22 protein-coding genes are annotated in these 23465 nt (G+C 66.9%); 12 read left to right on the top strand and 10 right to left on the bottom strand.

What is annotated here, in order from left to right:
• The 3 genes from ipdB to echA20 are packed head-to-tail and all read right to left on the bottom strand — an operon-like array spanning window position 1 to window position 2403.
• A complete protein-coding gene (gene ipdB, locus G6N59_RS13240) occupies window positions 1-750 on the bottom strand; it encodes a cholesterol ring-cleaving hydrolase subunit IpdB (protein WP_138232727.1) in 750 nt (249 codons plus the stop codon).
• Window positions 747-1646: a cholesterol ring-cleaving hydrolase subunit IpdA gene (gene ipdA / locus G6N59_RS13235; protein ID WP_138232726.1), complete on the bottom strand. Its 900-nt coding sequence runs from the start codon at window positions 1644-1646 to the stop codon at window positions 747-749. Before ipdA ends, ipdB begins: the two co-directional genes overlap by 4 nt.
• Window position 1647: 1 nt before the next feature.
• A complete protein-coding gene (gene echA20, locus G6N59_RS13230; RefSeq protein ID WP_138232725.1) occupies window positions 1648-2403 on the bottom strand; it encodes a (7aS)-7a-methyl-1,5-dioxo-2,3,5,6,7,7a-hexahydro-1H-indene-carboxyl-CoA hydrolase in 756 nt (251 codons plus the stop codon).
• Between the two features lie 57 nt (window positions 2404-2460).
• Between echA20 and G6N59_RS13225 the strand changes: the two genes are divergently transcribed.
• Both G6N59_RS13225 and G6N59_RS13220 read left to right on the top strand, forming a co-directional pair.
• Entirely contained in the window at window positions 2461-3225 is a 765-nt protein-coding gene (locus tag G6N59_RS13225; RefSeq protein ID WP_138232724.1) for an SDR family oxidoreductase, read from the top strand.
• An 11-nt stretch (window positions 3226-3236) separates the two neighbouring features.
• A complete protein-coding gene (locus tag G6N59_RS13220) occupies window positions 3237-4142 on the top strand; it encodes an SDR family oxidoreductase (RefSeq protein ID WP_138232723.1) in 906 nt (301 codons plus the stop codon).
• A gap of 62 nt (window positions 4143-4204) precedes the next feature.
• On the opposite strand, the gene G6N59_RS13215 is transcribed toward G6N59_RS13220, so the two are convergent.
• The 4 genes from G6N59_RS13215 to G6N59_RS13200 form a co-directional block, all read right to left on the bottom strand.
• Window positions 4205-5122, bottom strand: coding sequence for a TIGR03564 family F420-dependent LLM class oxidoreductase (locus tag G6N59_RS13215; protein WP_138232722.1), 918 nt, complete (start codon window positions 5120-5122; stop codon window positions 4205-4207).
• A gap of 86 nt (window positions 5123-5208) precedes the next feature.
• Window positions 5209-6609 carry a histidine phosphatase family protein gene (locus G6N59_RS13210; RefSeq protein WP_163911296.1) on the bottom strand — a complete coding sequence of 467 codons (1401 nt, stop codon included), beginning with the start codon at window positions 6607-6609 and terminating at the stop codon, window positions 5209-5211.
• A 175-nt stretch (window positions 6610-6784) separates the two neighbouring features.
• Entirely contained in the window at window positions 6785-7279 is a 495-nt protein-coding gene (locus tag G6N59_RS13205) for a nitroreductase family deazaflavin-dependent oxidoreductase (RefSeq protein WP_138232720.1), read from the bottom strand.
• A 16-nt stretch (window positions 7280-7295) separates the two neighbouring features.
• Window positions 7296-8447, bottom strand: a complete 1152-nt coding sequence (locus tag G6N59_RS13200; RefSeq protein ID WP_138232719.1) for a steroid 3-ketoacyl-CoA thiolase — start codon at window positions 8445-8447, stop codon at window positions 7296-7298.
• 157 nt (window positions 8448-8604) lie between these two features.
• Between G6N59_RS13200 and G6N59_RS13195 the strand changes: the two genes are divergently transcribed.
• The 9 genes from G6N59_RS13195 to G6N59_RS13155 all read left to right on the top strand — a co-directional run bounded on the left by G6N59_RS13195 (window position 8605) and on the right by G6N59_RS13155 (window position 18556).
• Window positions 8605-9897: a cytochrome P450 gene (locus G6N59_RS13195; RefSeq protein WP_138232718.1), complete on the top strand. Its 1293-nt coding sequence runs from the start codon at window positions 8605-8607 to the stop codon at window positions 9895-9897.
• A 53-nt stretch (window positions 9898-9950) separates the two neighbouring features.
• Complete coding sequence (locus G6N59_RS13190; protein WP_138232717.1) at window positions 9951-10955, top strand: acyl-CoA dehydrogenase family protein; 1005 nt, start codon at window positions 9951-9953, stop codon at window positions 10953-10955.
• Entirely contained in the window at window positions 10955-12118 is a 1164-nt protein-coding gene (fadE29, locus tag G6N59_RS13185) for an acyl-CoA dehydrogenase FadE29 (protein ID WP_138232716.1), read from the top strand. Before G6N59_RS13190 ends, fadE29 begins: the two co-directional genes overlap by 1 nt.
• A 12-nt stretch (window positions 12119-12130) precedes the next feature.
• Window positions 12131-13108 (top strand): bifunctional MaoC family dehydratase N-terminal/OB-fold nucleic acid binding domain-containing protein, encoded by a 978-nt coding sequence (locus tag G6N59_RS13180; protein WP_138232715.1) that lies wholly within the window; start codon window positions 12131-12133, stop codon window positions 13106-13108.
• Window positions 13105-13497, top strand: coding sequence for a MaoC family dehydratase (locus tag G6N59_RS13175; RefSeq protein ID WP_179970310.1), 393 nt, complete (start codon window positions 13105-13107; stop codon window positions 13495-13497). Before G6N59_RS13180 ends, G6N59_RS13175 begins: the two co-directional genes overlap by 4 nt.
• 2 nt (window positions 13498-13499) lie before the next feature.
• Window positions 13500-14654, top strand: coding sequence for a 17-hydroxy-3-oxo-4-pregnene-20-carboxyl-CoA lyase (locus tag G6N59_RS13170; protein ID WP_179970358.1), 1155 nt, complete (start codon window positions 13500-13502; stop codon window positions 14652-14654).
• 113 nt (window positions 14655-14767) lie between these two features.
• Window positions 14768-16558: a DUF2339 domain-containing protein gene (locus tag G6N59_RS13165; RefSeq protein WP_138232712.1), complete on the top strand. Its 1791-nt coding sequence runs from the start codon at window positions 14768-14770 to the stop codon at window positions 16556-16558.
• A gap of 105 nt (window positions 16559-16663) precedes the next feature.
• Entirely contained in the window at window positions 16664-17785 is a 1122-nt protein-coding gene (locus G6N59_RS13160) for a hypothetical protein (protein ID WP_138232711.1), read from the top strand.
• A gap of 15 nt (window positions 17786-17800) precedes the next feature.
• Window positions 17801-18556 (top strand): hypothetical protein, encoded by a 756-nt coding sequence (locus G6N59_RS13155; RefSeq protein ID WP_138232710.1) that lies wholly within the window; start codon window positions 17801-17803, stop codon window positions 18554-18556.
• 75 nt (window positions 18557-18631) lie between these two features.
• Here G6N59_RS13155 and G6N59_RS13150 read toward each other — a convergent pair whose 3' ends face one another.
• The 3 genes from G6N59_RS13150 to kstD all read right to left on the bottom strand — a co-directional run bounded on the left by G6N59_RS13150 (window position 18632) and on the right by kstD (window position 22577).
• On the bottom strand, window positions 18632-19816 hold the full coding sequence (locus tag G6N59_RS13150; RefSeq protein ID WP_163911293.1) for a DUF1942 domain-containing protein: 1185 nt from the start codon (window positions 19814-19816) through the stop codon (window positions 18632-18634).
• A gap of 216 nt (window positions 19817-20032) precedes the next feature.
• Window positions 20033-20893: an enoyl-CoA hydratase ChsH3 gene (locus G6N59_RS13145; RefSeq protein ID WP_138232691.1), complete on the bottom strand. Its 861-nt coding sequence runs from the start codon at window positions 20891-20893 to the stop codon at window positions 20033-20035.
• A gap of 1 nt (window position 20894) precedes the next feature.
• Window positions 20895-22577 carry a 3-oxosteroid 1-dehydrogenase gene (gene kstD / locus G6N59_RS13140; RefSeq protein WP_138232690.1) on the bottom strand — a complete coding sequence of 561 codons (1683 nt, stop codon included), beginning with the start codon at window positions 22575-22577 and terminating at the stop codon, window positions 20895-20897.
• Between the two features lie 71 nt (window positions 22578-22648).
• Here kstD and G6N59_RS13135 point away from each other — a divergent pair, with 71 nt between their 5' ends.
• Window positions 22649-23434, top strand: a complete 786-nt coding sequence (locus tag G6N59_RS13135) for a 2-keto-4-pentenoate hydratase (protein ID WP_138232689.1) — start codon at window positions 22649-22651, stop codon at window positions 23432-23434.
• The last annotated feature ends 31 nt before the right edge of the window (window positions 23435-23465 follow it).

Here is a 23465-nt window from a genome sequence, read left to right as displayed (position 1 = left end):
CTAGGCCTTAACCTCTTTGTCCCGCAGTGACTTCGGGTCGATGACCTCGCGCAGCAGCTGCAGTTCGTCGGCGGTCGGCAGGCGGGTCTCGCCGGCGGCGTCCAGGCCGTGCACCTCGAAGGAGGTGTTGTCGGCAACCTCTGCGGCCGTCACACCCGGGTGCAGCGACACCGCGCGCATCTGGTGCTCGGGGCCGTTGAAGTCGAACACACCCAGGTTGGACACCACCTGGTAGACGTTCAGGAAGCGGTACGCGGGGTTGGCCGGATCGACCTTGTCCCAACCGATTCCGGAGATGATGTCGACCGAATCGGCGAACACGCGCTTGGTGTGGTTGCCCACGAAGTAGCTGGTGGGGTGGTTGATGCTGTTGCCGGGAGCGCCGCGGACACCGAACATCTGGCGGGTCGGGTGCTGGATCGGACCGAAGGCCGACAGGTTCTGGTTGCCATAGCGGTCAATCTGGTTGGCGCCCATGACCACATGGCGACGGCCCCAGGCCAGGGTCTCGAAGACACGGTTGAACGGCATCCAGCCCTCGACGGCGAACGGAGCGCCGAGCGCCGGGGTGTCGGCCAGCATGCGGGCCTCACCGTCGGTGATCACGATGTCGGGGGAGAAGGTCAGCCGGGCCAGGCGGGCACCGATCTGCACGACGGTCGTCATGGGGCTGGCCATGATTTCCCCTGCGTCACGGAACAATTCGGCGCAGGCGACGGCACAGACCTCGGCGCGGGTTGCGTCACTCACTTGGCGGCCTCCTTCTGGGCTGCTTGAGCCTCGGCAAACTTACGGACCGCGGCCTGGTAATCGGCTTCGGTTCCGGACAGGTAGGTCTTGACGAACTCGGCCCACGTCTCTTCCGAGCCGGCGGCCTCGGCGTAGTGACGCTGGAACTTCTCGTCGCGCCGGTAGTCCGGCTCGTTGGTGGTGAAGTGGGCGCCGTTCGGAGCCTCGACCACCGTGTCGACCATCATGCGGTTGATGATCTGCTGCTGCGGCACAACGGACTTCACCAGTTCTTCGGTGGAGACGATCTTCTCGACCGACAGGTGCCGGCGCTTGGCCGACATCAGGAACAGGTCGTCGAAGTAGGGGTCGATGCCGGTGTAGGCGGCATTGCCCTTCACATCGCCCAGGTTCATGTGCACGAACGCGGCGTCGAGGTTCAGCGCCGGCATGGCGATGAGTTCCTCGTGCGCGCCGTCGGTTTCGTACGGCGAGGTGACGGTCTTGAGCTCGTCACCCCAGAAGGTGCGGACGTCGCTGCCGAGGCCGGCACGGATGGGCAGGAATGGAAGACGTTGTGCGGCAGCCTGCAGGCCGCAGCGCAGCATGCCCTCGTCCATCTCACGGGCCTCGATGGCGCCCGAGGTGCGGGCCTTGGCGAACCACGGGTCGTAGAACGGCGGCGAGTCCAGCGACACGAAGCCGTAGTAGACGCGCTTGACCTTGCCTGCGGCACAAAGCAATCCGAGGTCGGGGCCGCCATAGGTGACCACCGTCAGGTCGGTGACGTCGGTGCGCAGCAGCGCGCGGATGAACGCCATCGGCTTGCGTCGAGAGCCCCAGCCGCCGATACCGATGGTCATGCCGCTTTCGATCTCAGCGACCGCGGCTTCGAGAGTTGTTGTCTTGTCTGCCATTCTATTTGGCTCCCTTGTTGGTCCCCGCGAACTCGTCGCGGTGCTCGTCGGACACGCCGGCCAGATTCAGTTCGAAAGTGAAGCCCTGCTCCATGCGGTAGCGCGCGTTGACGGGCTGCACGTCGATGAAGTTCAGCGCCTCCTTGGCGGCGCGGATGACGCGGGTGTCCTTGCTGGCGATGTCACGGGCCACGCGCAGCGCGGCCTCGTCGAGCTCTTCGCGCGGGACGACCTCGTGCACCGAACCGAAGTGCTGCAGTGTCGAGGCGGGCACCGTGGCGGCGGTGAAGAACATCCGGCGCATCATGTGCTGCGGGACCAGGCGGGACAGGTGGGTGGCCGCGCCCAGGGCGCCGCGCTCGACCTCGGGCAGGCCGAACTTGGCGTCGTCAGACGCGACGATGACGTCGGCGTTGCCGACCAGGCCGATGCCGCCACCGACGCAGAAGCCGTTGACCGCCGCGATGACCGGGACCTGGCATTCGTATACCGCGCGGAACGCCTCGTAGCAGCCGCGGTTGGCGTCGATCAGCGCGCCGAAGCCCTCGGTGTTCTGCATTTCCTTGATGTCGACGCCGGCGTTGAAGCCGCGTCCCTCGGCACGAAGGATCACCACGTGGGTGCTCTTGTCGCGCCCGGCCGCGGTGATCTGGTCAGCCAATTCGAACCAACCTGCCGACGGGATGGCGTTGACCGGCGGGTAGTTCACGGTGACCGAGACGATGCCCGGTTCGACTGTCTTGGTGGTGATGGTCATCAGTCACTTCCTGGGGGACGGGTACCTAAGCAAGCACTTGCTTGGTACGCTAGCACAGTGACTGCTGGAATCAATCTGCAATTGGCCGGGCGCGTGGTGCTGGTCACCGGCGGTGTGCGCGGCGTCGGAGCCGGCATCAGCGCGGTGTTCGCCGAGCAGGGCGCCACCGTGATCACCTGCGCGCGGCGCGAGGTGGAGGGGCTGCCCTACGAGTTCCATGCCTGCGACGTTCGTGACGACGCCGCGGTCAAGGCCATGATCGACGCCATCGTCGCCAAGCACGGCCGGCTGGACATCGTGGTCAACAACGCCGGTGGTTCCCCGTTCGCGCTGGCCGCTGATGCGTCGGCCAAGTTCAGCACCAAGATCATCGAGCTCAACCTCATTGCGCCGCTGCTGGTTTCGACCCACGCGAACGCCGTGATGCAGCAGCAGGACTCCGGCGGCGTGATCGTCAACATTTCCAGCGTCAGCGCGCACCGCCCAACCCCGGGCACCGGTGCCTACGGCGCCGCCAAGGCCGGCGTCGACAGCCTGACCACGACGCTCGCCGTCGAATGGTCGCCCAAGGTCCGGGTCAACTCGATCATCGTCGGCATGGTCGAGACCGAGCAGTCCGAATTGTTCTACGGCGACGCCGAGTCGGTCGCCGCCGTGGCCGCGACGGTGCCACTCAAGCGGTTGGCCAAGCCGGCCGACATCGGCTGGGCCGCAGCATTCTTGGCCTCCGAGGCCGCGTCGTACGTCAGCGGTGCGTCCCTCGAAGTGCATGGCGGTGGCGAGCCGCCGCAGTACCTGGAAACGTCCAGCGCCAACAAATAAGGGAGATATCAATGGGATTGCTCGACGGCCGCGTGGTCATCGTGACGGGTGCCGGTGGCGGAATCGGGCGTGAGCACGCGCTCGCGTTCGCCGCCGAAGGTGCCCGCGTCGTGGTCAACGACATCGGAGTCGGCCTGGACGGTTCGCCCGCCGGTGGCGGCAGCGCCGCACAGAACGTCGTCGACGAGATCGTCGCGGCCGGTGGCGAGGCCGTCGCCAACGGCTCGAACGTCGCCGACTGGAACCAGGCCGCGGCCCTGATCCAGCAGGCCATTGATGCATATGGCGACCTACACGTTCTCGTGAACAACGCCGGCATCGTGCGTGACCGCATGTTCGCCAACGCCACCGAAGAGGAATTCGACGCCGTGACCGCGGTGCACCTCAAGGGGCACTTCGCCACCATGAAGCACGCGGCCGCATACTGGCGGGCGAAGTCCAAGGCCGGCGAAACCGTCGATGCGCGCATCATCAACACCAGCTCGGGCGCCGGCCTGCAGGGCAGCGTCGGCCAGGCCACCTACAGCGCCTCCAAGGCCGGCATCGCCGCGCTGACGCTGGTCGCCGCGGCCGAGATGGGCCGCTACGGCGTCACCGCCAACGCCATCGCGCCGTCGGCTCGGACCCGAATGACCGAGACCGTCTTCGCCGACATGATGGCTACCCAGGACGCCGCCTTCGACACCATGGCCGCGGAGAACATCTCGCCGCTGGTGGTGTGGCTGGGGAGCGTCGAGTCGCGTGCGGTCACCGGCAAGATGTTCGAACTCGAGGGCGGCAAAATCCGCATCGCCGAGGGCTGGGCACATGGCCCCGAGATCGACAAGGGCGCCAAGTGGGACCCGGCCGAGCTGGGCCCGGTGGTCGCCGATCTGCTCGCCAAGGCGCGGCCGGCGGTGCCGGTTTACGGCTCGTAACGGCACGATCGCCAAAAATGCCCCCGCAACGAATGACGTTGCGGGGGCACTTTTTTGGCTGGCTACAGTGCCGCAGCGACATCCCAGATCGGTTCCAGCGCTGCGATGCCGGTGCGCACGAGGGGGCTGAGCACGATATCTGTCGCGCCCGCGGCGAGGTAGCGGCGCAGGTGTGCAGATACCTGGGCGGCGGTACCGACCGCCGCGAGGTCGATGATCGAGTCCACGCCCTCCCGTTCGATCACCCGCGCGTACGACGGGATGGTCGCGTAGAACTCGAGAGCCTCGGCGGCGCGGGCCCGGCCCTCATCGACGTCGTCGGTCACCAGAACGGGTACCGCGGCAATGACCTTCGGTGCGCGCCTGCCGGCCGCGGTGGCTGCTGCGGTGATGGTCGGCACGATGAATTCCTCGATGGTGCGCGGCCCTGCGAGATAAGGCAGCGTGCCGTCCGCCAGTTCCCCCGTCACGCGTAATGCCTTGGGTCCCATGGCCGCGACGTAGACCGGCAGGGGAGTGCCGCCGGCGACCGTCACCGGCCATTGCGGGGCGGCGGTGAATTCTTCGCCGTGGAAGTCGACGGTGCCGGTATCCAGGATCGATCGGAGTATCTGCAGGTGTTCGCGCAGCCGGCCGATGGTGTTCGGCCACGCGGTCCCGAAGGCCACCTGCTCGGGAGCATGCGCTCCCAAACCGAGGCCGAGGCTGAAGTTCCCGCCGGTGGCAGCTTGGGCGGTCAGCGCTTGGGAGGCGAGCGTCAGCGGGTGGCGCGGGTTGATCGGTACGACGAAGGTGCCGACGGCAAGGCCCGGCACCGCGGCACCGACGTATCCGGCCAGCGAGATGGCGTCATGGTCGAACTGCTGGGCTATCCACAACTGGCGGACGCCGGCGTTGTAGGCGCGGCGGGCCTGGTCGATCGCGGCAGCGACATGATTGGCGGAACTACGGTCGGGGTCGAGCACAACTCCAGTTGGCATACCAGCGACAACGACCCCGGTGTGGCCCTGATTCCGTTCAGCTCCCCCAGAACATAAGTCGTTCTGGGGGAGCTTCTTTGATGCGGCTACTTGGCGGCGTCTGCCTTCGGGGCCTTGTCTTTCTTCGGCTTCTCCACCTTTGGCATGTCAGCCTTTTCGGTCTTGTCCTTCTTTGTCTTGGTGGCCTTGCTGCCCGTGCCTTCGGCGCCCTTGTCGTCAGCTTTGGTGTCCGTAGCTGTCGCGTCCCCGCCCTTTGTGTCCCCGCCCTTTGTGTCCCCGACCTTTGCGTCCCCGGTCTTCGTGTCGACGTTCTTCGTGGCGTCGACCTTGGTAGCTTCGACGGCCTTGACCGTCTTGTCCTTGGTGCCGGTGACCGCAGGCTTGAGCGTGGACGTCTGCTTGGCGAGCGTCGGCTTGTCGGCGGTGTCGGTGTTTGCAGTGCCGACAGTGGCTTTCGAGTCGACCGCGGCGGTGGTCGTCGGCGCGGGTGCCGGCGGCGGCGCCGCCGTGAACACGGTGCCGGTCTGGACGGACTTCACGATGCTCTTGGCGACGGCGAGCGGGTAGTTGGCGACGGTCTTGACGGTGTCGAAGACGCCGTCCCTGATCGCTGTGGCAATGGTCGCGATGTTCCGGGTACCGATGGCCTGAATGACGTTGTATACGGCCATCTGCGGCGCGGTGATCACGTTGCGGGTGTCGACGAACAGCTTGGTGAGCAGCGCCGGGTTCTGCGAGACGGCCATGCCGTCCCAACTGACCAGGGTCCAGCCGTCGGACGGGTTCCCGTTGACGGTGACGACCGAGGTGTTGTTCAACGGGTGGCCCAGCAGGAGGCTCAGGTCCGGGTTGTCGACGTTCATCAGCGTCCACGCCATGATCGACAGACCGTGTGAGAACGCCACCGGGTGCTGGTCACCGGAGTTGTAGATGTCCTGGACCGCGCCGTTGTACCGGCTCTGGAAGTTGGCGCCGGTCAGGTCGGGCGAGCCGGGCATGGGCACGAAGTAGAGACCGGCTGCCCAGGCCAACGCCGGCAGCGCGTAGAGGATGCGCTCGAATCCGGAGTTCTGCGGTGCACCTTCGTAGATGCCGGCCTGGACTTCGTGCAGGCCTTTCAGCTCGGTCTGCGGCAGGCCGGTCAGCGTCTCGAAGGGTGCGGCCGTCTGCTGGGTCCGCACCATGTCGGAGTAGTAAATCCCGTCGTAGGCGATGCCGTCATTGGCCAGTTGCTGGGCGCGGGCCTGCGCCTGGGCCTGGCCATTGGCGGTCAGGTTCGGGCCGGGAATCGTGGTGTCGATGCAGCACGACACGTTGCCTTCGGACTCCCCGTGCCGGACAAACGTGATGGTGATGTTGTTGGCGGCCCACGCGGCAAAGGCCGAGGTCAGGAACATGAAGGTGGCGGTGACCAGGACGGCCAGCCCCTGCAGTACCCGTGTGAGTGTTCGTCTGCGAGGAGTCCCCCGACGGAACGTTGATGACATAGACGGCTCCATTTGTTGCTCGGCAGGTGTGCCACGCCACGCTATGTACATATCTGCAAATCTGTCTAGTCTGCGTCGTCAATTATTCGGAGAGAATTCGCCGGTGCGACTTTCTCGCGCACGAAAAAGCTCCCCTGGTAAGACGCGCGTTCCAGGGGAGCTTTTCAGCCTGTGATCAGGCCGGATCGAGGAAAATGATCGGAATCTTCCGCTCGGTGTACGAGCGGTAGTCGACGAAGTCGGGGTACATGGCGTCGAGCTTCGGCCAGTACTCGTCCCGTTCGGCGTCGGTGGCTTCTCGGGCGGTCAGCTGCAGCGTTTCGCCGCGAACCTGGAACTTCACCTTCGGGTTGGCGACCAGGTTGAGGTACCACATCGGGTGGGTGCTGCGGCCGCCCTGGGATGCGACGACGACGATCCGGTCGCCTTCGCGCAGGTAGAGCAGCGGGCTGTCGCGGGGCTCGCCCGACTTGCGTCCGATGGTGGTCAAGATGCCGACCGGGGGCGGGGTGGCGACCGGCTTGGAGCCGAGACGCCACTTGGCGCCCAACCGGCCGTCGGTGGCACGAAACGCCCAGGTGTTGATCCGCGACATCCACTTGAAGCCGACGAGCATCGCCTTCGAGTTCAGTGCCTTGATCTGCTTGGCGTTCAGCTGCCCTTCGGCCATATTGGCGACCCCGCTCCTAGATCCGCTCGATGATGGTGCCGGTGGACAACGCGCCGCCGGCGCACATCGTGATCAGCGCGGTCGACTTGCCGGTCCGTTCCAACTCGTGCAGCGCGGTCGTGATGAGCCGCGAGCCGGTGGAACCGACCGGGTGGCCCAGCGCGATGGCGCCGCCGTTGACGTTGACCTTATCCATGTCGGCCTTGTGCACCTGAGCCCAGGACAGCACGACAGACGCGAACGCCTCGTTGATCTCGACCAGGTCGATGTCGGCCATCGACATGCGCGCCTTCTCGAGCACCTTGGCGGTGGACTGCACCGGACCGTCCAGGTGGTAGTAGGTCTCGGCACCGACGTTGGCTTGCGCGATGATCCGGGCGCGCGGGGTATAGCCGAGCGCCTTGGCCTTGTCCTCGTCCATCCACAGCACTGCGGCCGCGCCGTCCGAAATCTGCGACGAGGTGCCGGCGGTGTGGATGCCGCCCTCGATCACCGGCTTCAGCGCGGCCAGGCCTTCCAGGGTGGTGTCGCGCAGGCCCTGGTCACGGCTGACCAGGTTCAGCTCGGCGGTCGGCTGCTTGTTCTCGTCGATGACCGGCGCCTGGATGGGCGAGATCTCACGGTCGAAGCGACCCTCGGCCCAGGCCTGCTTGGCCTTGGCCTGCGAGGCGAAGCCCAGCGCGTCGATGTCGGCGCGGGTGATGCCGCGCCGGCCCGCAATGCGCTCGGCGGCCTCGAACTGGTTGGGCAGGTCGATGTCCCACGACGCGGCGCGGGCGCCACCGCCGTTGGCGCCCAGGGGCACCCGGCTCATGGCCTCGATACCGCAGGCGATGCCGATGTCGATGGCGCCGGTGGCGATCAGACCGGCGATCAGGTGGTTGGCCTGCTGGGCGCTGCCGCACTGGCAGTCGATGGTGGTGGCGCCGACATGCTCGGGCAATCCGGCGACCAACCACGACTGCCGGGTGATGTTGTTGCCCTGCTCGCCGTACTGCGTGACGCAGCCACCGATGAGCTGCTCGACCTCGCCGGCGTCCAGGCCGGCCTTCTCGACGAGAGCTCTCTGCGTCGCACCCAGAAGTTCGGTCGCGTGCAGGCCGGACAGCCAGCCACCTCGCTTGCCGATCGGGCTACGAGTGGCTTCAACGATGACAGGATTACCCATGAGCTCAGGCTAGAACACGTTTCATTACTCTGACAAGCAACGATCAGGACGTGCCTTTTCTCTGCGGTGAAGGCGTGTTTCAATGGTCGCAACGCCGAACTAGAAGGATTTGTCTCGGAACCTTGTTCTGAGGCGTTGGATTCCCCAAGGAGACACCATGCCCTGCCCGATCCCGTCCGATTTCGACTTGCTGGACGCGAACCTCAACCTCCAAGGCCTGCCCGTTGAAGAGTTGGCGGAGCTGCGTCGTTCCGAGCCGGTGCACTGGGTGGACGTGCCCGGTGGCACCGGTGGCTTCGGCGACAAGGGGTACTGGCTCGTCACCCGCTACGAGGACGTCAAAGAGGTCTCGAAGCGCAACGATATCTTCGGCAGCGCGCCCGACGGTGCGATTCCGGTGTGGCCGCAGGCCATGACCCGCGATGCCGTCGACGTGCAGCGCGCGGTGCTGCTCAACATGGACGCCCCGCAGCACACCCGGCTGCGCAAGATCATCTCGCGCGGTTTCACCCCGCGTGCCATCGGCCGGCTGCAGGCCGAGCTGAGCGAGCGCGCCCAGAAGATCGCCGAGACCGCGGCCGCTTCCGGCACCGGCGACTTCGTCGAGCAGGTCTCGTGCGAGCTGCCGCTGCAGGCCATCGCCGGTCTGCTCGGCGTGCCGCAGGAAGACCGCGACAAGCTGTTCAACTGGTCCAACGAGATGACGGCCGGTGAAGACCCGGAGTACGCGCACATCGATCCGGCGGCATCGTCGTTCGAGCTGATCAGCTACGCCATGGGCATGGCCGCGGAGCGCTCGAAGAACCCGACCGACGACATCGTCACCCAGCTGGTGCAGGCCGATATCGAGGGCGAGAAGCTCTCGGACGATGAATTCGGTTTCTTCGTGGTGATGCTCGCGGTGGCCGGCAATGAGACCACCCGTAACTCCATCACCCACGGCATGATCGCCTTCGCGCAGAACCCTGAGCAGTGGGAGCTGTACAAGAAGGAGCGCCCGGAGAGTGCCGCGGACGAGATCGTCCGTTGGGCCACACCGGTTTCCGCGTTCCAGCGCACTGCACTCGAGGACGTGGAGCTCGGCGGCGTGAAGATCAAGAAGGGTGAGCGCGTCGTCATGTCCTACCGCTCGGCCAACTTCGACGAAGCGGTGTTCGAGAACCCGCACACCTTCAACATCATGCGGACGCCGAACCAGCATGTCGGTTTCGGTGGCACCGGTGCGCACTACTGCATCGGCGCCAACCTGGCGCGCATGACCATCAACCTGATGTTCAACGCGATCGCCGACCACATGCCGGACCTGGCCTCGATCGGTGAGCCCGAGCGGCTGATGTCGGGCTGGCTCAACGGCATCAAGCACTGGCAGGTTGATTACACGGGCAAGTGCCCGGTCGCCGGCGAGCCGGCAATTTCGGCCGTCGCCGGCGAGCCGGCAAATCAGGCCTGAGCCTGACGACAACTGAGCGAGTAGCCCGGTAACACGAATCAAGGAGGATTCGGGTGGATTTCACACCGAGCCCGGAGCAGCAGGCTGTCGCCGATGTGGTGACATCTGTGCTCGAGCGGGAAAACACTTGGGACGCACTGGTTTCCGGTGGCGTCGCGGCGCTTGCGGTGCCGGACCGCCTGGGCGGTGACGGGCTGGGACTGCTGGAGGCGGCCACCGCGCTGACCGAGATCGGCCGGCGCGGCACCACCGGACCGGCGCTGGCCACCATCGGGCTCGCTCTGGTGCCGCTGGTCGACCTGGCCACCGACGCACAGCAGGACCGGTACCTGGCGGGCGTCGCGGCGGGCGCGGTGGTCTCCGCCGCCCTCAACGAGGCCGGCAACCAGCTGCCGGAGAAGCCGTCGACCAGTTACACCGGCGGCAAGCTCAACGGCACCAAAATCGGTGTGCCGTATGCCGAAATGGCGCAATGGCTGCTGGTCACCACCGACAGCGGTGTGGTCGTCGTATCGCCCAAGGCGGCCGGTGTGACGGTCGAGAAGACGCCGACCGCCAACGGGTCGGACGAATACGTCGTCACTTTCGCCGACGTCGAGGTGACCGATGACGACGTGCTGGCCGGTGCCACCGTGGCTCGGGTGAACGAGTTGGCGCTGGCCATGATCGGCGCCTTCGGTGCCGGTCTGGTGGCCGGAGCGCTGCGGCTCACTGCCGACTACACCGCAACCCGGGAGCAGTTCGGCCGTCCGCTGTCCACCTTCCAGACCGTGGCAGCGCAGCTGTCCGAGGTCTACATCGCTTCGCGGACAATCGGTCTGGTTTCCACCTCGGTGGTGTGGCGGCTGTCCGAAGGACTCGACGCGGCCGAGGACCTGGCGATCCTGGGCTACTGGCTGACATCGCAGGCCCCGCCGGCCATGCGGCTGTGCCATCACCTGCACGGGGGAATGGGCATGGACATCACCTACCCGATGGACCGCTACTACTCCTCGATCAAGGACCTCAACCGGCTGCTCGGTGGCCCTTCGCATCGTCTCGACTTGGTGGGAATCTGATGTACATCGAACTGACCCCGGAACAGCGCAAGCTGCAATCCGAACTGCGCGAGTACTTTTCGACGCTGATCACGCCCGAAGAGGCGGCGGCGATGGAAACCAATCGCCACAACGACGCCTACCGAGCCGTCATCAAGCGGATGGGCAGCGACGGCAAGCTCGGCGTGGGTTGGCCGAAGGAATACGGTGGCCTGGGCTTCGGCCCGATCGAGCAGCAGATCTTCATCAACGAGGCCAATCAGGCCGACGTTCCGTTGCCGCTGGTCACGCTGCAGACCGTCGGCCCGACCCTGCAGGTGTATGGAACCGAGGAACAGAAGAAGAAGTTCCTCCCCGGAATCCTTTCCGGTGAAGTGCATTTCGCGATCGGATACTCCGAGCCCGAGGCCGGCACCGACCTCGCTTCGCTGCGGACCACCGCGGTGCGCCATGGTGACGAGTACATCGTTAACGGCCAGAAGATGTGGACCACCGGTGCCCATGATGCCGACTACATCTGGCTGGCCTGTCGTACCGATCCGACCGCGGCCAAGCACAAGGGCATCTCGATCCTGATCGTCGACACCAAGGACCCGGGCTACTCCTGGACCCCGATCATCCTGTCCGACGGTGCCCACCACACCAACACGACGTACTACAACGACGTGCGGGTGCCCGCCGACATGCTGGTCGGCGAGGAGAACGGCGGCTGGAAGCTGATCACCACCCAGCTCAACCACGAGCGAGTGGGGCTGGGACCGTCCGGCCGGGTCGCGGGAATCTACGATCAGGTGCACTCCTGGGCCGCCAAGCCCGGTTCGAACGGCGTCACGCCGATCGACCATGACGAGGTACGCCGGTTGCTCGCCCAGATCAAGTCGATCTGGCGGGTCAACGAGCTGCTCAACTGGCAGGTCGCGTCCTCCGGCGAGACCATCGCCGTAGCGGACGCCGCAGCGACGAAAGTCTTTTCCACCGAACGCATTCAGGAAGTCGGGCGGCTGGCCGAGGAGATCGTCGGCCGCTACGGCAACCCGGCTGACGCGGACACCGCCCAACTGCTGGTGTGGCTCGACACGATGACCAAGCGCAATCTGGTCATCACCTTCGGCGGCGGGGTCAACGAGGTCATGCGCGAGATGATCGCGGCATCCGGCCTCAAGGTGCCGCGGGTCTCGCGGTAAGGGAGAGAAGCGATGAGTGACCTTCAGGCCGGCATCGACGAGATCGTCGCCGCCGGGCGCAGCAAGCCGACGCTGAGCCGGGATCCGGTGAACCAGCCCATGATTCACCACTGGACCGACGCGATCGGCGATAAGAACCCGATCTACGTCGACGAGGAAGCCGCCAAGGCTGCCGGGCACCCAGGCATCGTGGCGCCGCCGGCCATGATCCAGGTGTGGACCATGATGGGTCTGGGTCGTACCCGGTCCGACGACGATCCGCTCGCTCGGATCATGAAGTTGTTCGACGACGCCGGGTACGTCGGCGTCGTCGCCACCAACTGCGATCAGACCTACCACCGCTATCTGCAGCCGGGGGAGCGGGTCAGCATCAGCGCAGAGGTCACCGACGTGGTCGGCCCCAAGCAGACCGCGCTGGGCGAGGGCTACTTCGTCAACCAGAAGATCCGTTGGCATGTCGGTGACGAAGAAGTCGCCGACATGGACTGGCGGATCATGAAGTTCCTGCCGGCGGGCAAGCAGGGGCAGCAAGCCGCGGAAACCGGTTCGGTCCCAGCCGATCTGGACCCCGACAAGCTGATGCGGCCGTCGTCGTCGCGGGACACCCAGTTCTTCTGGGACGGGGTCAACGCGCATGAGCTGCGGATCCAGAAGCGGCCCGACGGCTCCCTGCAGCATCCGCCGGTGCCGGCGATCTGGCAGGACAAAGATGCTCCGATCGACTACGTCGTCTCGTCGGGGCGGGGCACGGTGTTCAGTTACGTCGTGCATCACGCGCCGAAGGTGCCGGGCCGCAGCCTGCCGTTCGTCATCGCACTCGTCGAGCTCGAAGAGGGTGTGCGCATGCTCGGTGAGCTGCGCGGTGTCGAGCACGACGACGTGAAGATCGGAATGCCGGTCCAGGCAACATATCTCGACTTCCCGGACAGCGACGTCAGTCCGGCGTGGACCCTCTACGCATGGTCGGCAGTGGAAGGATCAGCCAAGTGACCACTATCGGCACCAAGCTGCCCGAACTCTCGATCTACGGTGACCCGACGTTCATCGTCTCGACGGCCATCGCCACCCGGGACTACCAGGATGTGCACCACGACCGGGACAAGGCACAGGCCAAGGGCTCCAAGGACATCTTCGTCAACATCCTGACCGACACCGGCCTGGTGGGGCGGTATGTCACCGACTGGGCGGGCCCGAACGCCGTCATCAAGTCGATCAAGCTGCGCCTCGGGGTGCCGTGGTACGCCTACGACACCATCACCTTCCGCGGTGAGGTGACCGCCATCGACGGCGACCTGGTGACGCTGAAAGTGGTGGGCAGCAACAGCCTTGGCGATCACGTCATCGCCACCTCAACGCTGACCATGGGAGCCGCAGAGTGAGCATCTCCGGCAAGGCGGCCATCGCCGGTATCGGCGCCACCGACTTCTCCAAGAACTCCGGCCGCAGCGAAATCCGGTTGGCGGCCGAGGCTGTCACCGATGCGCTGAACGACGCGGGCCTGTCGCCCACGGACGTCGACGGTCTGGTGACCTTCACCATGGACTCCAACCTGGAGACCGCGGTGGCCCGCTCCACCGGCATCGGCGAACTGAAGTTCTTCAGCCAGATCGGCTACGGCGGCGGCGCCGCGGCCGCGACCGTTCAGCAGGCCGTGCTGGCGGTGGCGACCGGCATCGCGGAATGCGTTGTGGCGTACCGGGCATTCAACGAGCGCTCCGAGCACCGCTTCGGTCAGGTGATGACGGGCCTGACCGTCAACGCCGACTCCCGCGGCGTCGAGTACAGCTGGTCGTACCCGCACGGGCTGAGCACACCCGCGGCGTCGGTCGCCATGGTCGCGCAGCGCTATATGCACGAATACGGCGCCACCAGTGCCGATTTCGGTGTGGTTTCGGTCGCTGACCGTAAGCACGCGGCCACCAACCCCAAGGCGCACTTCTACGGCAAGCCGATCACCATCGAGGATCACCAGAATTCGCGCTTCATTGCCGATCCGTTGCGGCTGCTGGACTGCTGCCAGGAGACCGACGGTGGCGTTGCGATCGTCGTCACCACCCCGGAACGGGCCAAGGATCTCAAGCAGCGTGCGGTGATCGTGGAGGCGGCCGCGCAGGGCGCAGGTGTTGACCAGTTCACGATGTACTCGTACTACCGCGACGAACTCGGCCTGCCCGAGATGGGGCTGGTCGGCCGGCAGTTGTGGGGCCAGAGTGGCCTGACGCCGGACGACATCCAGACCGCGATCCTGTACGACCACTTCACCCCGTACACCCTGCTGCAGCTCGAAGAGCTCGGCTTCTGCGGCAAGGGCGAGGCGAAGGACTTCATCGCGAACGGTGCGATCGAGCTGGGCGGCAAGCTGCCGATCAATACCCACGGCGGCCAGCTCGGTGAGGCGTACATCCACGGCATGAACGGCATCGCCGAGGGCGTTCGCCAGCTGCGCGGAACGTCCGTCAACCAGGTGCCGGGCGTGGAGCACGTGCTCGTCACCGCCGGCACCGGCGTCCCGACGTCGGGTCTGATCCTGGGCTGAATTTCCTCACGAACCAAGGGCACCTCCCGCTTGCGGGAGGTGCCCTTGGTTCGGCATGTAGTCAGGTAGTCCTACTCATCCGAACTACGCCCGCTCGGCGCGATGATGACGGCATGACCGAACCGCAGCGGGCGATGGTGGCCCGGCTCTCGCAGGATGTCGCGGCGATATCCCACCACTTGGCCTGGGTGTCGGCCTGCCTCACTGAACTCGATCGGTCGTTGGTGCCACCGCAGCCGACGCCGCAGCCGGCCGCATACGTTGCCCCGCAGCAGTATCTGCAGCCGTCTCAGACTGCCCCGGGCGCGGCACCGCAGCTTCCGCCGATGGCAGCGCCGCAACCGCAACAGACACAGCCACCGCGGCCGGAGCGCTCGGACGGCTGGATCGGCAAGGCGCTGGCCGCAGCCGGTGTCGCGGTGACGCTCATCGGCGTCGTTTTGTTGTTGGTGCTGGCCGCACAGGCCGGTCTGTTGCGCCCGGAATTCCGCGTCGGCGCGGGGGCGATCCTGGCGGCGGGTCTCGTGGTCGGGGCGACGCGCCTGAAGACCCGGCCCGGGGGCACGGTGGGAGCGGTTGCCCTGGCCGCCACCGGTATCGCCGCGGCGTACATCGACGTCGTCGCGGCCACCACGATCTATGAATGGCTCTCTGCGCCAGTCGGTTTGGTGCTGGCTGCGGTGATCGGTGGCGGCGGCCTGACGCTGGCCCGGCGCTGGGACTCCCAACAACTCGCGCTGTTGGTGCTGGTGCCGTTGGCCGTGCTGGCCCCGGTGGTGGCCGACGGCGTCTCGCTGTTGCTCATCGGGTTCATGCTGGCGCTGTCTGCGGCGTCGCTGCCGGTGCAACTGGGCAAGGACTGGGTCTGGATGTACGTGGCGCGGACCGGGGTTTGCACACTTCCGCTGCTCGTGGCGCTGGCGTCGGCATCTTTCGGAACCAACCGGAATCCGGCGCTCGCGGGCGCCTGCGTGGCGGCAGCCGTCCTGGCCGTCGCCGGCGCGCTGATCCTGTTGTCCACGACAACCAACCGTTCGCTGCTCGCCGTGGCGACCGCGGGCGGTGCGCTGCCGGTGTTGTTCGTGTCAGCGGTGGTCCGGCCGACGATCGCTGGGGCGATCATCGCCGCGGTGGCGGCGCTGTTCCTCGCAATCGCGCAGCTCGGCAGCCGGCTGCCGGGGGTTGTCGGTGCGGTGCAACAGATCTGGTCAGCTGTGTCGGCCTTGTGCGCGCTGTTCGCGGTAATGGTGGCCTTCGACGGCAGAACCGGAGGCGCGGTGCTGCTCGCCATGTCCGTCGTGGTGGCGGTCGCCGGCCGCCGCGATGCGATCGCCCGCTGGGTGGCTGCCGGCTTCGGGGCCGTCGGCGGTGCGATCTACCTCGGCTACTCGCCGCCGGAACTGCTGTTCCGCGCGGTGGAACTGAGTACGGGTAGCGCAGTCTCCACCATGATCTCCAGCGTCCTGGTGGTGGCCAGTGTGGTGGCCGTCGTCTGGTCCTGGACCGGCAGACGTGACGATGACGAAATTCGGCTGATGTGGGCGGGCGCGGTCGCCGTCACCGCCTATGCGTCCACGATGCTGACCGTCACCGCAGGGGTGCTGATCGGCGGCGTGAACGGCGGATTCCTCGCGGGCCACATGGTCGCGACGATCGGCTGGATCGCCGTGGCGGCCGCGTTGTTCGGGTACGCGGCGCGCCGGCCGAAGGCGCAGCGGTCGCTGCCCATCGGCGGTGGCCTGGCACTGGTGGCCGCGGCGATGGCCAAGCTGTTCCTGTTCGATCTCGGGACTCTGAGCGGCATGTTCCGGGTGGCGGTTTTCATCGTCGTTGGCCTGGTGCTGTTGGCCATGGGGACCGGCTATGCCCGGTTACTGGCCCGGCAGGATCAACCGAATTCGTAGCCGGGACGCACCCCCGACCGCGCCGTCAGTTTGCGTCGGGTGGCCAGCCCTCGGGGCGGTAGGCTCGGATCCGACGCGGTATGTCTGGGGAAGGGGGCCGTGTCTATGGGGATTCAGCCGGACAGCAGTCCGTTCGGTTCGCAGACGGTGACGGGGCCGGGGTGGCCCAACGTCAATGAGGAACAGCTCGAAGAAGCTGCTGCGCACTATACGAAGCTGGCCACGAAGATCACCGGTCACGTGGTGCCACAGCAGACCAGCCAGTTGATGAACTTGACCGGTCAGTGGACCGGTGCTGGTTCGGTTGCCGCCGCCGGTGAGGCGACCACCATCATCGGCGGCCATGAGGCCAACGGCGCGCAGGCGGCCGCCATCGCTGCCAAGCTGCAGTCCATGGTGGCCGCGGTCATCAAGACCAAGAACCTGGTCAATGCCACCGCCGAGGAAGTCCAGGCGGAGTGCATGGCCCTGCAGGCGGCGCCGTTCCCGAACGTGCAGGAACTGATCCAGAGCCGGATCAAGATGGGTCTGTCGCAGAACATCGCCGCGGTGACGGCCAGTGCCACCGAGGTGGCCAACTTCGTCGGCGCGCCGCCGAGCATCCCGACCGCCGGTATGCCGCCGCAGGTGGAGCAGACGGCGCAGAAGACGGCGGAGTCGGCGGGCAAAAGCGGCGATCAGATGGGCCAGATGATGGGCCAGATGATGCAGATGGCCGGACAGCTCCCGCAGATGCTCGGTCAGTTGCCGCAGCAGGCCATGCAACCGCTGCAACAACTTTCGCAGCCGTTGCAGCAGTTGACTTCCCTGTTCTCCGGCGGCGGTCAGGGCAAGGCCGGCCTCGGTGCCTCGCCGTTCGGCGCGTTCTCCAACCATCCACTGGCAGGCGGTTCTGGAGCGGCCCACGGCGCCGGCCTGATGAAGGGCGGCATGCCCGGCGGCGGTGGCGGCGTGGGCGCGGCCTCCGTGCAGACGCCGCTGCTGGCCAAGATGGTCGGCCCCGGTGCGGGTGGGCCCGGGATGATGCCGGCAAGCGCGGCCGGTGGCATGGGTGCCGGCGGCCTGGCTCCGGTGGCGGCCGCCGCGGGTGCCGGTGGTGCGATGGGTGCCATGGGCGGCATGGGGCACCGCGAAGGTGGCGGCGGCGGTGGTCGCATCACCCAGCTGGCGGTGCCCGAAGCACTGGAACACGGCTCATACGACGAAGACGTCGACGACGACTGGTGATTAGGGGGATATCTGATGAGTTCACCGTTGCAGACACCGGGCAACATCAGCTGGAACGCAGCCTCGGTCGAGCTGCCCGAGATGCCGATGATCCAGCCCGGTGAGGATGCGATGAGCGCGACCATCGCTGCCGTGCTGCCGGCCATGGCCGCGGACATGACCGCCAATGTGGCCTCGTTGCAGGCCAAGGAGGGCATGTTCTCCGGCAAGGTCGGCATGGCCCAATCGGCGTATGACAATGCCGACGACAAGGGCGGGCAGGGCGTCGGCCAGATGGGTCAGATGCTGGGCCAACTCGGTCAGATGGGTCAGCAGGCGGGTCAGATGGCCGGCCAGGGCGGCGGCCTGGGTCAGATGGGTCAGCAGGCCGGCCAGTTCGGCCAGATGATCCAGCAGGCCATGGGCAAGGGCGGCGGCAAGGAAGGCGGCATGCCGGGCGGCGAACCCACAGAGGGCCAGCCCGGCGGGCCGGCCGGCGCCGGCGGCGGCGGCGGTGCGCCCATGTCGCCGGAGCAGCGCCAGGCGCAGCAGGATGCCCGGGAGAACCAGCAGAACGACCGGCAGTCCCAGCAGGACGCGCGTCAGCAGCAGCAGGATCAGCGGCAGTCCCAGCAGGATGCCCGCGAGTCCCGCCAGCGCACGTCCGCGCCGTCGCAGGCGGCGCCTCCGGTGGCCGGTCCCGGCGCCGGCTCGCACAATGCCGGTCCGGCGCCGGTCGCTCCGGTTTCCCCGCCGCCGCAGCGCGGCGGTGACATCGGCCGTCAGATGTAGTTACTGAAACAACAGGCCAGACAAAGAAATTGGGGCCAGTCGCGGTGATCGCGACTGGCCCCAATTCGTTGTTTCTTAGGAAGCCGGCACCGGGGTCGGGGTGACCGGGGCGGCCGGAGCAGCCTGCTGGTTGCCGGCCGGGGCGGCGGTGCCCTGACCCGCGCTGGACGCCGGCTGGCCGGCGATTGCCTGGCTCGGAGCCGGAGCCGGAGCCGGGGTCAGCGGAGCCTGCGAGACGGCGCCACCGGCGGTGGCAGCGGTGCCCGGGCCGCTTTCGGCGGCGGTGGGAACCGGAGCGGCTTCCGGAGCCTGGCCGGCGACCGGAGCCGTGGCCGGAGTGCCCGCCGGAACCTGGGCGCCGGCCGGGGCCGGAGCCTCAGCGGCCGGGGTACCGGCCGGGGCCGGGGCAACCGCCGGGGTGCCTGCCGGAGCCGGGGTGCTTGCCGGGGTACCGGCCGGGGCCGGGGCAACCGCCGGGGTGCCCGCCGGAGCCGGGGTGCCAGCAGGGGTCTCACCGTTCGGCGTCGCCGCCGGGACCGCACCGGTGCTGGTGCCGGCCGGAGGCTGCGCACCCGTCGCGGCCGGAGTGGCGCCCGCCGGGGTGGTGCCCGCCGGGGTGGCGCCCGGCACGGCGCTGCCGAGGCCGGCCGGAGCGGCTGCCGGGGCGGCGGCAGGAGCGGCTGCGGGCGCAGCAGCCGGGGCCGCGGACGGGGTCGCGGCCGGGGCAGCACCGCGGACCGGGGCAGCGACCGGCGCGGCGCCGGTGGCTTCAGTGCCCTGCCACTTGATCAGGTCGCGGTCACCGTCGGCGTACACGACGCTGGTCGGCGCGGCACCCGTCACGTCGAAGTAGACCTTGCCCTTGGACTCTTGTCCTTCGGAGAGGCCGGCAGGGTTGATGCCCTGCCCCGTGGCAACGCCCCACAGCACGCGGTAGTTCTCACCGTCGGCGGCGCGGGCGTTCAGGTTCGGCACGAACGGCTGCGAGCTACCGCGCTCAGCCGAGTATTCTGCCGTCGCTTCCCAGAGCGTGCCGTTGATGTGCTCGGACAGCGCATCGGTGCTGGGCTTGAGGTTGCTGATTTCCCATTCGGCGACGGTGTTGCCGGTCACGAGCTTGCCGTCCTTGCCGAACGCCACGGTGGTGGGAGCGGGCGCGACACCTGCGGGTTGGGTCGAGTCCGCCAGCGCGAACGGTGTGGCGATCAGGCCGAATGTGGCGGCTGCGCCGATAGCGATGGTGATCTTGCGGGTACTCATGGCGAAGTGGCTCCTTTGTCTCCAAGTCGTCCGACGGGCGGCTTCCCCCACGGAAGTTGAGTCACGAGTAATCGGATAATTACTGACTACTACGAAAGCTAGCAGGTTAAGCGTCAGCTGTGGATACAGATAGACGCCGCAGCGGCGACCCGACCGCTGGCCCTGGTTTGCCGGAATCGGCCGCTGAAAATGCGGCCGACTCCGGATATGTCCTGGTCAGGACGCGGTTAACTCGATTCCAGCAAGCACGACGACGTTGTCTCGGCTCGGCGCCGTCAGCACGCCGGTGATTCGTTCACCGTCACGCCAAAGGTTGGCCTGCAAGGTTTCACCCGGAATCACGGTGCCCGCGAAGCGGGCTCCGTAGGACCGGACCCGGCCGGTGTCGCCGTCGAGCACGTTGTCCACGATGGCCTTGCAGCCGATGCCGTAAGTGCACAGGCCGTGCAAGATCGGGCGGTCGAAGCCGGCGGCCTTGGCGAACGCCGGGTCCGAGTGCAGCGGGTTGCGGTCACCGCAGAGCCGGTATAGCAGCGCCTGCTGCGGCAGCGTGGGCAGTTCGATCTGCAGATCCGGGGCGCGGTCGGGCTCGGCTGCCGAGGTCGACGGACCCCGGTCACCGCCGAAGCCGCCCTCGCCACGGGCGAAGATGGACCGCTTCTGCTTCCACAGCGGCGCTCCGTCGAGGCTGGTCACGGTGGTCTCCGACCAGATGACCGCGGCCTTGCCCTTGTCCCAGATCTCGGTGAACCTGGTGACGGCCCGGCCGGTGCCCGACGGCGGGATCGGAGCGTCGGTGTAGATGGCCTCGCTGGCGTGCAGCACCCGGCTCAGCTCGATATCGATGCCCGGGAACTTGACCGACGGCGCCTTGGTCTCGTGGAAGCTCTGCGCCACGTTGCCGAATGTCGGCAGGACCTGCGGCTTGTCGTCGATCAGATAGCGCAGTTCGCGCTCGCTCATCGGGTCGGCGCCGGCACCCAGACCCAGGTGGTACAGCTGCACATCGCTGCTGCTCCACGAGAATTCGACCGGTGCGAGTTCGGCTCCGATGGCTTCGTCGAGATTGATCGGCATGTCAGCCCTTTCCTGCCACGTGGAGTGCCGCCAGGTATCCGAAGGTCATGGCGGGGCCGATGGTCCCGCCGGGGCCGGGGTAGGTGTGACCCATCACCGGTCCGCTGGCGTTGCCCGAGGCGTACAGGCCCTCGATGACCGAGCCGTCCTCGCGCAGTGCGCGGCCGTGGATGTCGGTGACGATGCCGCCCTTGGTACCCAGGTCGCCGGGCACCATCTTGGCCGCGTAGAACGGACCGTGCTTGATCTCGCCGAGGTTGGGGTTCGGCTTGTTGGTCGGGTCGCCGTAGTAGCGGTCATAGGCGCTGTTGCCGCGGCCGAAGTCCTCGTCGACGCCGCTGCGGGCGAAGCCGTTGAAGCGCTCGATGGTCTGGGCCAATGCGTCGGTAGGCAGATTGGTCAGCTCCGCCAGCTCTTCCAGGGTGTCGGCCTTGACGACGACGCCGGCCTCGGTCCACTTCTTCGGAATGCGTTGTCCAGGCTGCAGGCCCGCGAAGATGTAGCGGTTGCGGTACTGCTGGTCGAACAGCAGCCAGGCCGGCACGTTCTCGCCCGGGCCGTCGCCCTGGCCGTACTTCCCGCCGTACATGTGGTGGCAGGCCTCGACGTACGGCATGGATTCGTTCATGAACCGCTTGCCGTTCATGTTGACGATGATCGAGCCGGGGGAGTTGCGCTCGGACAGCGCGAACCACGGGTTGTCGGGCAGCGGCACTGTCGGACCCCACCAGGCGTCTTCCATGATTTCCATTGCAGCGCCGAGCTTTTCGGCGGCCAGGATGCCGTCGCCGGTATTGGCCTTGGCGCCCACGGTCCAGTCGGTGGTGATCGGCTGACGCTGGTACTTGGTGCGCATCTCTTGGTTGTGCTCGAAGCCTCCGCTACCCAGGATCACCGCGCGGCGGGCTCGGATCAATTGCGGCTCAGCACTTTCCGGTGCGTTCATGTCGCGGACGTAGATACCGCGGACGGCGCCGCCCTCGTAGTAGAGGTCGGTCAGCGCGGTGTTCAGCTGCACCGGCACGCCGGCCTTCTGTAGGCCGATGCGCAGCGGTGCGATCAGGGCGCGGCCCATGCCGACCAGGTTCTTGCCGGTGACGCCGGCCCAGGTGGCGCGGATGCCGACCTTGAGGCTGCGCAGCACGCCGCGCGGATGGCGCTTGAGCTGGTTGAGCCGGACGTAATCCTGTTGCATCACAACCATGTTCAGCGGCACCTTGCCGTACGCCGGCTCCAGGCCGGCCATGTCGGCACCGAGCTTCTTGGCGTTGAACGGCTTGGGCTCCACAGACCGTCCGCCGGCGCGGCCACCCTCGGTCTCCGGGTAGTAGTCGGAGTAGTTCGGCACCCAGCACAGCTTCAGTGGCGAGTTCTTCAGCACGAAGGACAGCATCTCGGGGCCGCGCTGCAGATACGTGTCGATCTTCTCTGCGGGGACCACGTCGCCGACGATCTTGTGCAGGTAGGTGCGGGCCGCTTGGGGGGTGTCCTTGACCCCCGCACGCTGCAAAATCTCATTGTTCGGGATCCAGACGCCGCCACCTGACCGCGCAGTGGAACCTCCATAGTGTGGGGCCTTTTCAACGACTACTGTCGAAAGGCCCTGATGGGCTGCGGTGAGGGCGGCGACCATGCCGGCTGCGCCGCTGCCGACGACGACAACGTCGTACTCCTGTCCAGTCATGTAGAACACGTTATAGAATTGCCCGGCCTGTGGACAACTGCGCCGGTCCATGAAGTTAGGGGAATTCACGAATGCTGTCCGACAACGTGCGTGCCGAGCTCGCCGCCTCGCTGGCCCAGGCCGAGCGCAGCCGGGTCGCGATGTCGCCGATGACCGACACCTACGCCGACATCGACGTCGTCGACGCGTACGAGATTCAGCTGCTCAACATTCGTCAGCGTGTCGCAGAAGGTGCCCGCGTGGTGGGACACAAGGTTGGTCTGTCCAGCGAGGCCATGCAGAAAATGATGAATGTGGACGAACCCGACTATGGGCATCTCCTGGACGACATGGAGGTATTCGAGGACAAGCCCGTGCTGACCTCGAAGTACCTGTTGCCGCGGGTCGAGGTCGAGGTCGGGTTCGTGCTGGCCGACGATCTCCCCGGCGCCGGCTGCACCGAGGACGACGTGCTGGCCGCCACCGCGGCGTTTGCGCCGGCCATCGAGCTGATCGATACCCGCATCACCAACTGGCAGGTCAAGTTGTGCGACACCATCGCCGACAACGCTTCCTCGGCCGGCTGGGTGCTGGGCAAGGAGCGCGTTTCTCCGAAAGACATCGACATCCGCGCCATCGACGCCGTGCTCAAGTGCAACGGTGAGGTGCTCGGCGAGGGCCGCAGCGACGCGGTCCTCGGCAACCCGGTCACGGCGGTGGCCTGGCTGGCCCGCAAGGTCGACCAGTTCGGCGTTCGCCTCAAGGCCGGTGACGTGGTGCTGCCCGGCGCCTGTATGCGGGCGTTCGATGCCAAGCCGGGTGACGACTTCGTCGCCGAGTTCGCCGGATTGGGCTCCGTCCACCTGTCTTTCGCGTAGTGGCCGAAGTTTCTACAGATATTCGTCAATA

Origin of the sequence: Mycolicibacterium aubagnense (genome assembly GCF_010730955.1) — a bacterium.
GTDB lineage: Bacteria > Actinomycetota > Actinomycetes > Mycobacteriales > Mycobacteriaceae > Mycobacterium > Mycobacterium aubagnense.
This window is presented reverse-complemented; position numbering and strand designations above follow the sequence as displayed.

Excerpts from the sequence above, each read along its gene's own strand:
- G6N59_RS13150 (WP_163911293.1), bottom strand. The coding sequence starts at position 19,816 with ATGAGTACCCGCAAGATCACCATCGCTATCGGCGCAGCCGCCACATTC.
- G6N59_RS13195 (WP_138232718.1), top strand. The coding sequence starts at position 8,605 with ATGCCCTGCCCGATCCCGTCCGATTTCGACTTGCTGGACGCGAACCTC.
- kstD (WP_138232690.1), bottom strand. The coding sequence starts at position 22,577 with ATGACTGGACAGGAGTACGACGTTGTCGTCGTCGGCAGCGGCGCAGCC.
- G6N59_RS13215 (WP_138232722.1), bottom strand. The coding sequence starts at position 5,122 with ATGCCAACTGGAGTTGTGCTCGACCCCGACCGTAGTTCCGCCAATCAT.
- G6N59_RS13205 (WP_138232720.1), bottom strand. The coding sequence starts at position 7,279 with ATGGCCGAAGGGCAGCTGAACGCCAAGCAGATCAAGGCACTGAACTCG.
- G6N59_RS13200 (WP_138232719.1), bottom strand. The coding sequence starts at position 8,447 with ATGGGTAATCCTGTCATCGTTGAAGCCACTCGTAGCCCGATCGGCAAG.
- G6N59_RS13155 (WP_138232710.1), top strand. The coding sequence starts at position 17,801 with ATGAGTTCACCGTTGCAGACACCGGGCAACATCAGCTGGAACGCAGCC.
- G6N59_RS13180 (WP_138232715.1), top strand. The coding sequence starts at position 12,131 with ATGAGTGACCTTCAGGCCGGCATCGACGAGATCGTCGCCGCCGGGCGC.
- G6N59_RS13165 (WP_138232712.1), top strand. The coding sequence starts at position 14,768 with ATGACCGAACCGCAGCGGGCGATGGTGGCCCGGCTCTCGCAGGATGTC.
- G6N59_RS13160 (WP_138232711.1), top strand. The coding sequence starts at position 16,664 with ATGGGGATTCAGCCGGACAGCAGTCCGTTCGGTTCGCAGACGGTGACG.
- G6N59_RS13135 (WP_138232689.1), top strand. The coding sequence starts at position 22,649 with ATGCTGTCCGACAACGTGCGTGCCGAGCTCGCCGCCTCGCTGGCCCAG.
- fadE29 (WP_138232716.1), top strand. The coding sequence starts at position 10,955 with ATGTACATCGAACTGACCCCGGAACAGCGCAAGCTGCAATCCGAACTG.
- ipdA (WP_138232726.1), bottom strand. The coding sequence starts at position 1,646 with ATGGCAGACAAGACAACAACTCTCGAAGCCGCGGTCGCTGAGATCGAA.
- G6N59_RS13220 (WP_138232723.1), top strand. The coding sequence starts at position 3,237 with ATGGGATTGCTCGACGGCCGCGTGGTCATCGTGACGGGTGCCGGTGGC.
- echA20 (WP_138232725.1), bottom strand. The coding sequence starts at position 2,403 with ATGACCATCACCACCAAGACAGTCGAACCGGGCATCGTCTCGGTCACC.
- G6N59_RS13145 (WP_138232691.1), bottom strand. The coding sequence starts at position 20,893 with ATGCCGATCAATCTCGACGAAGCCATCGGAGCCGAACTCGCACCGGTC.
- G6N59_RS13210 (WP_163911296.1), bottom strand. The coding sequence starts at position 6,609 with ATGTCATCAACGTTCCGTCGGGGGACTCCTCGCAGACGAACACTCACA.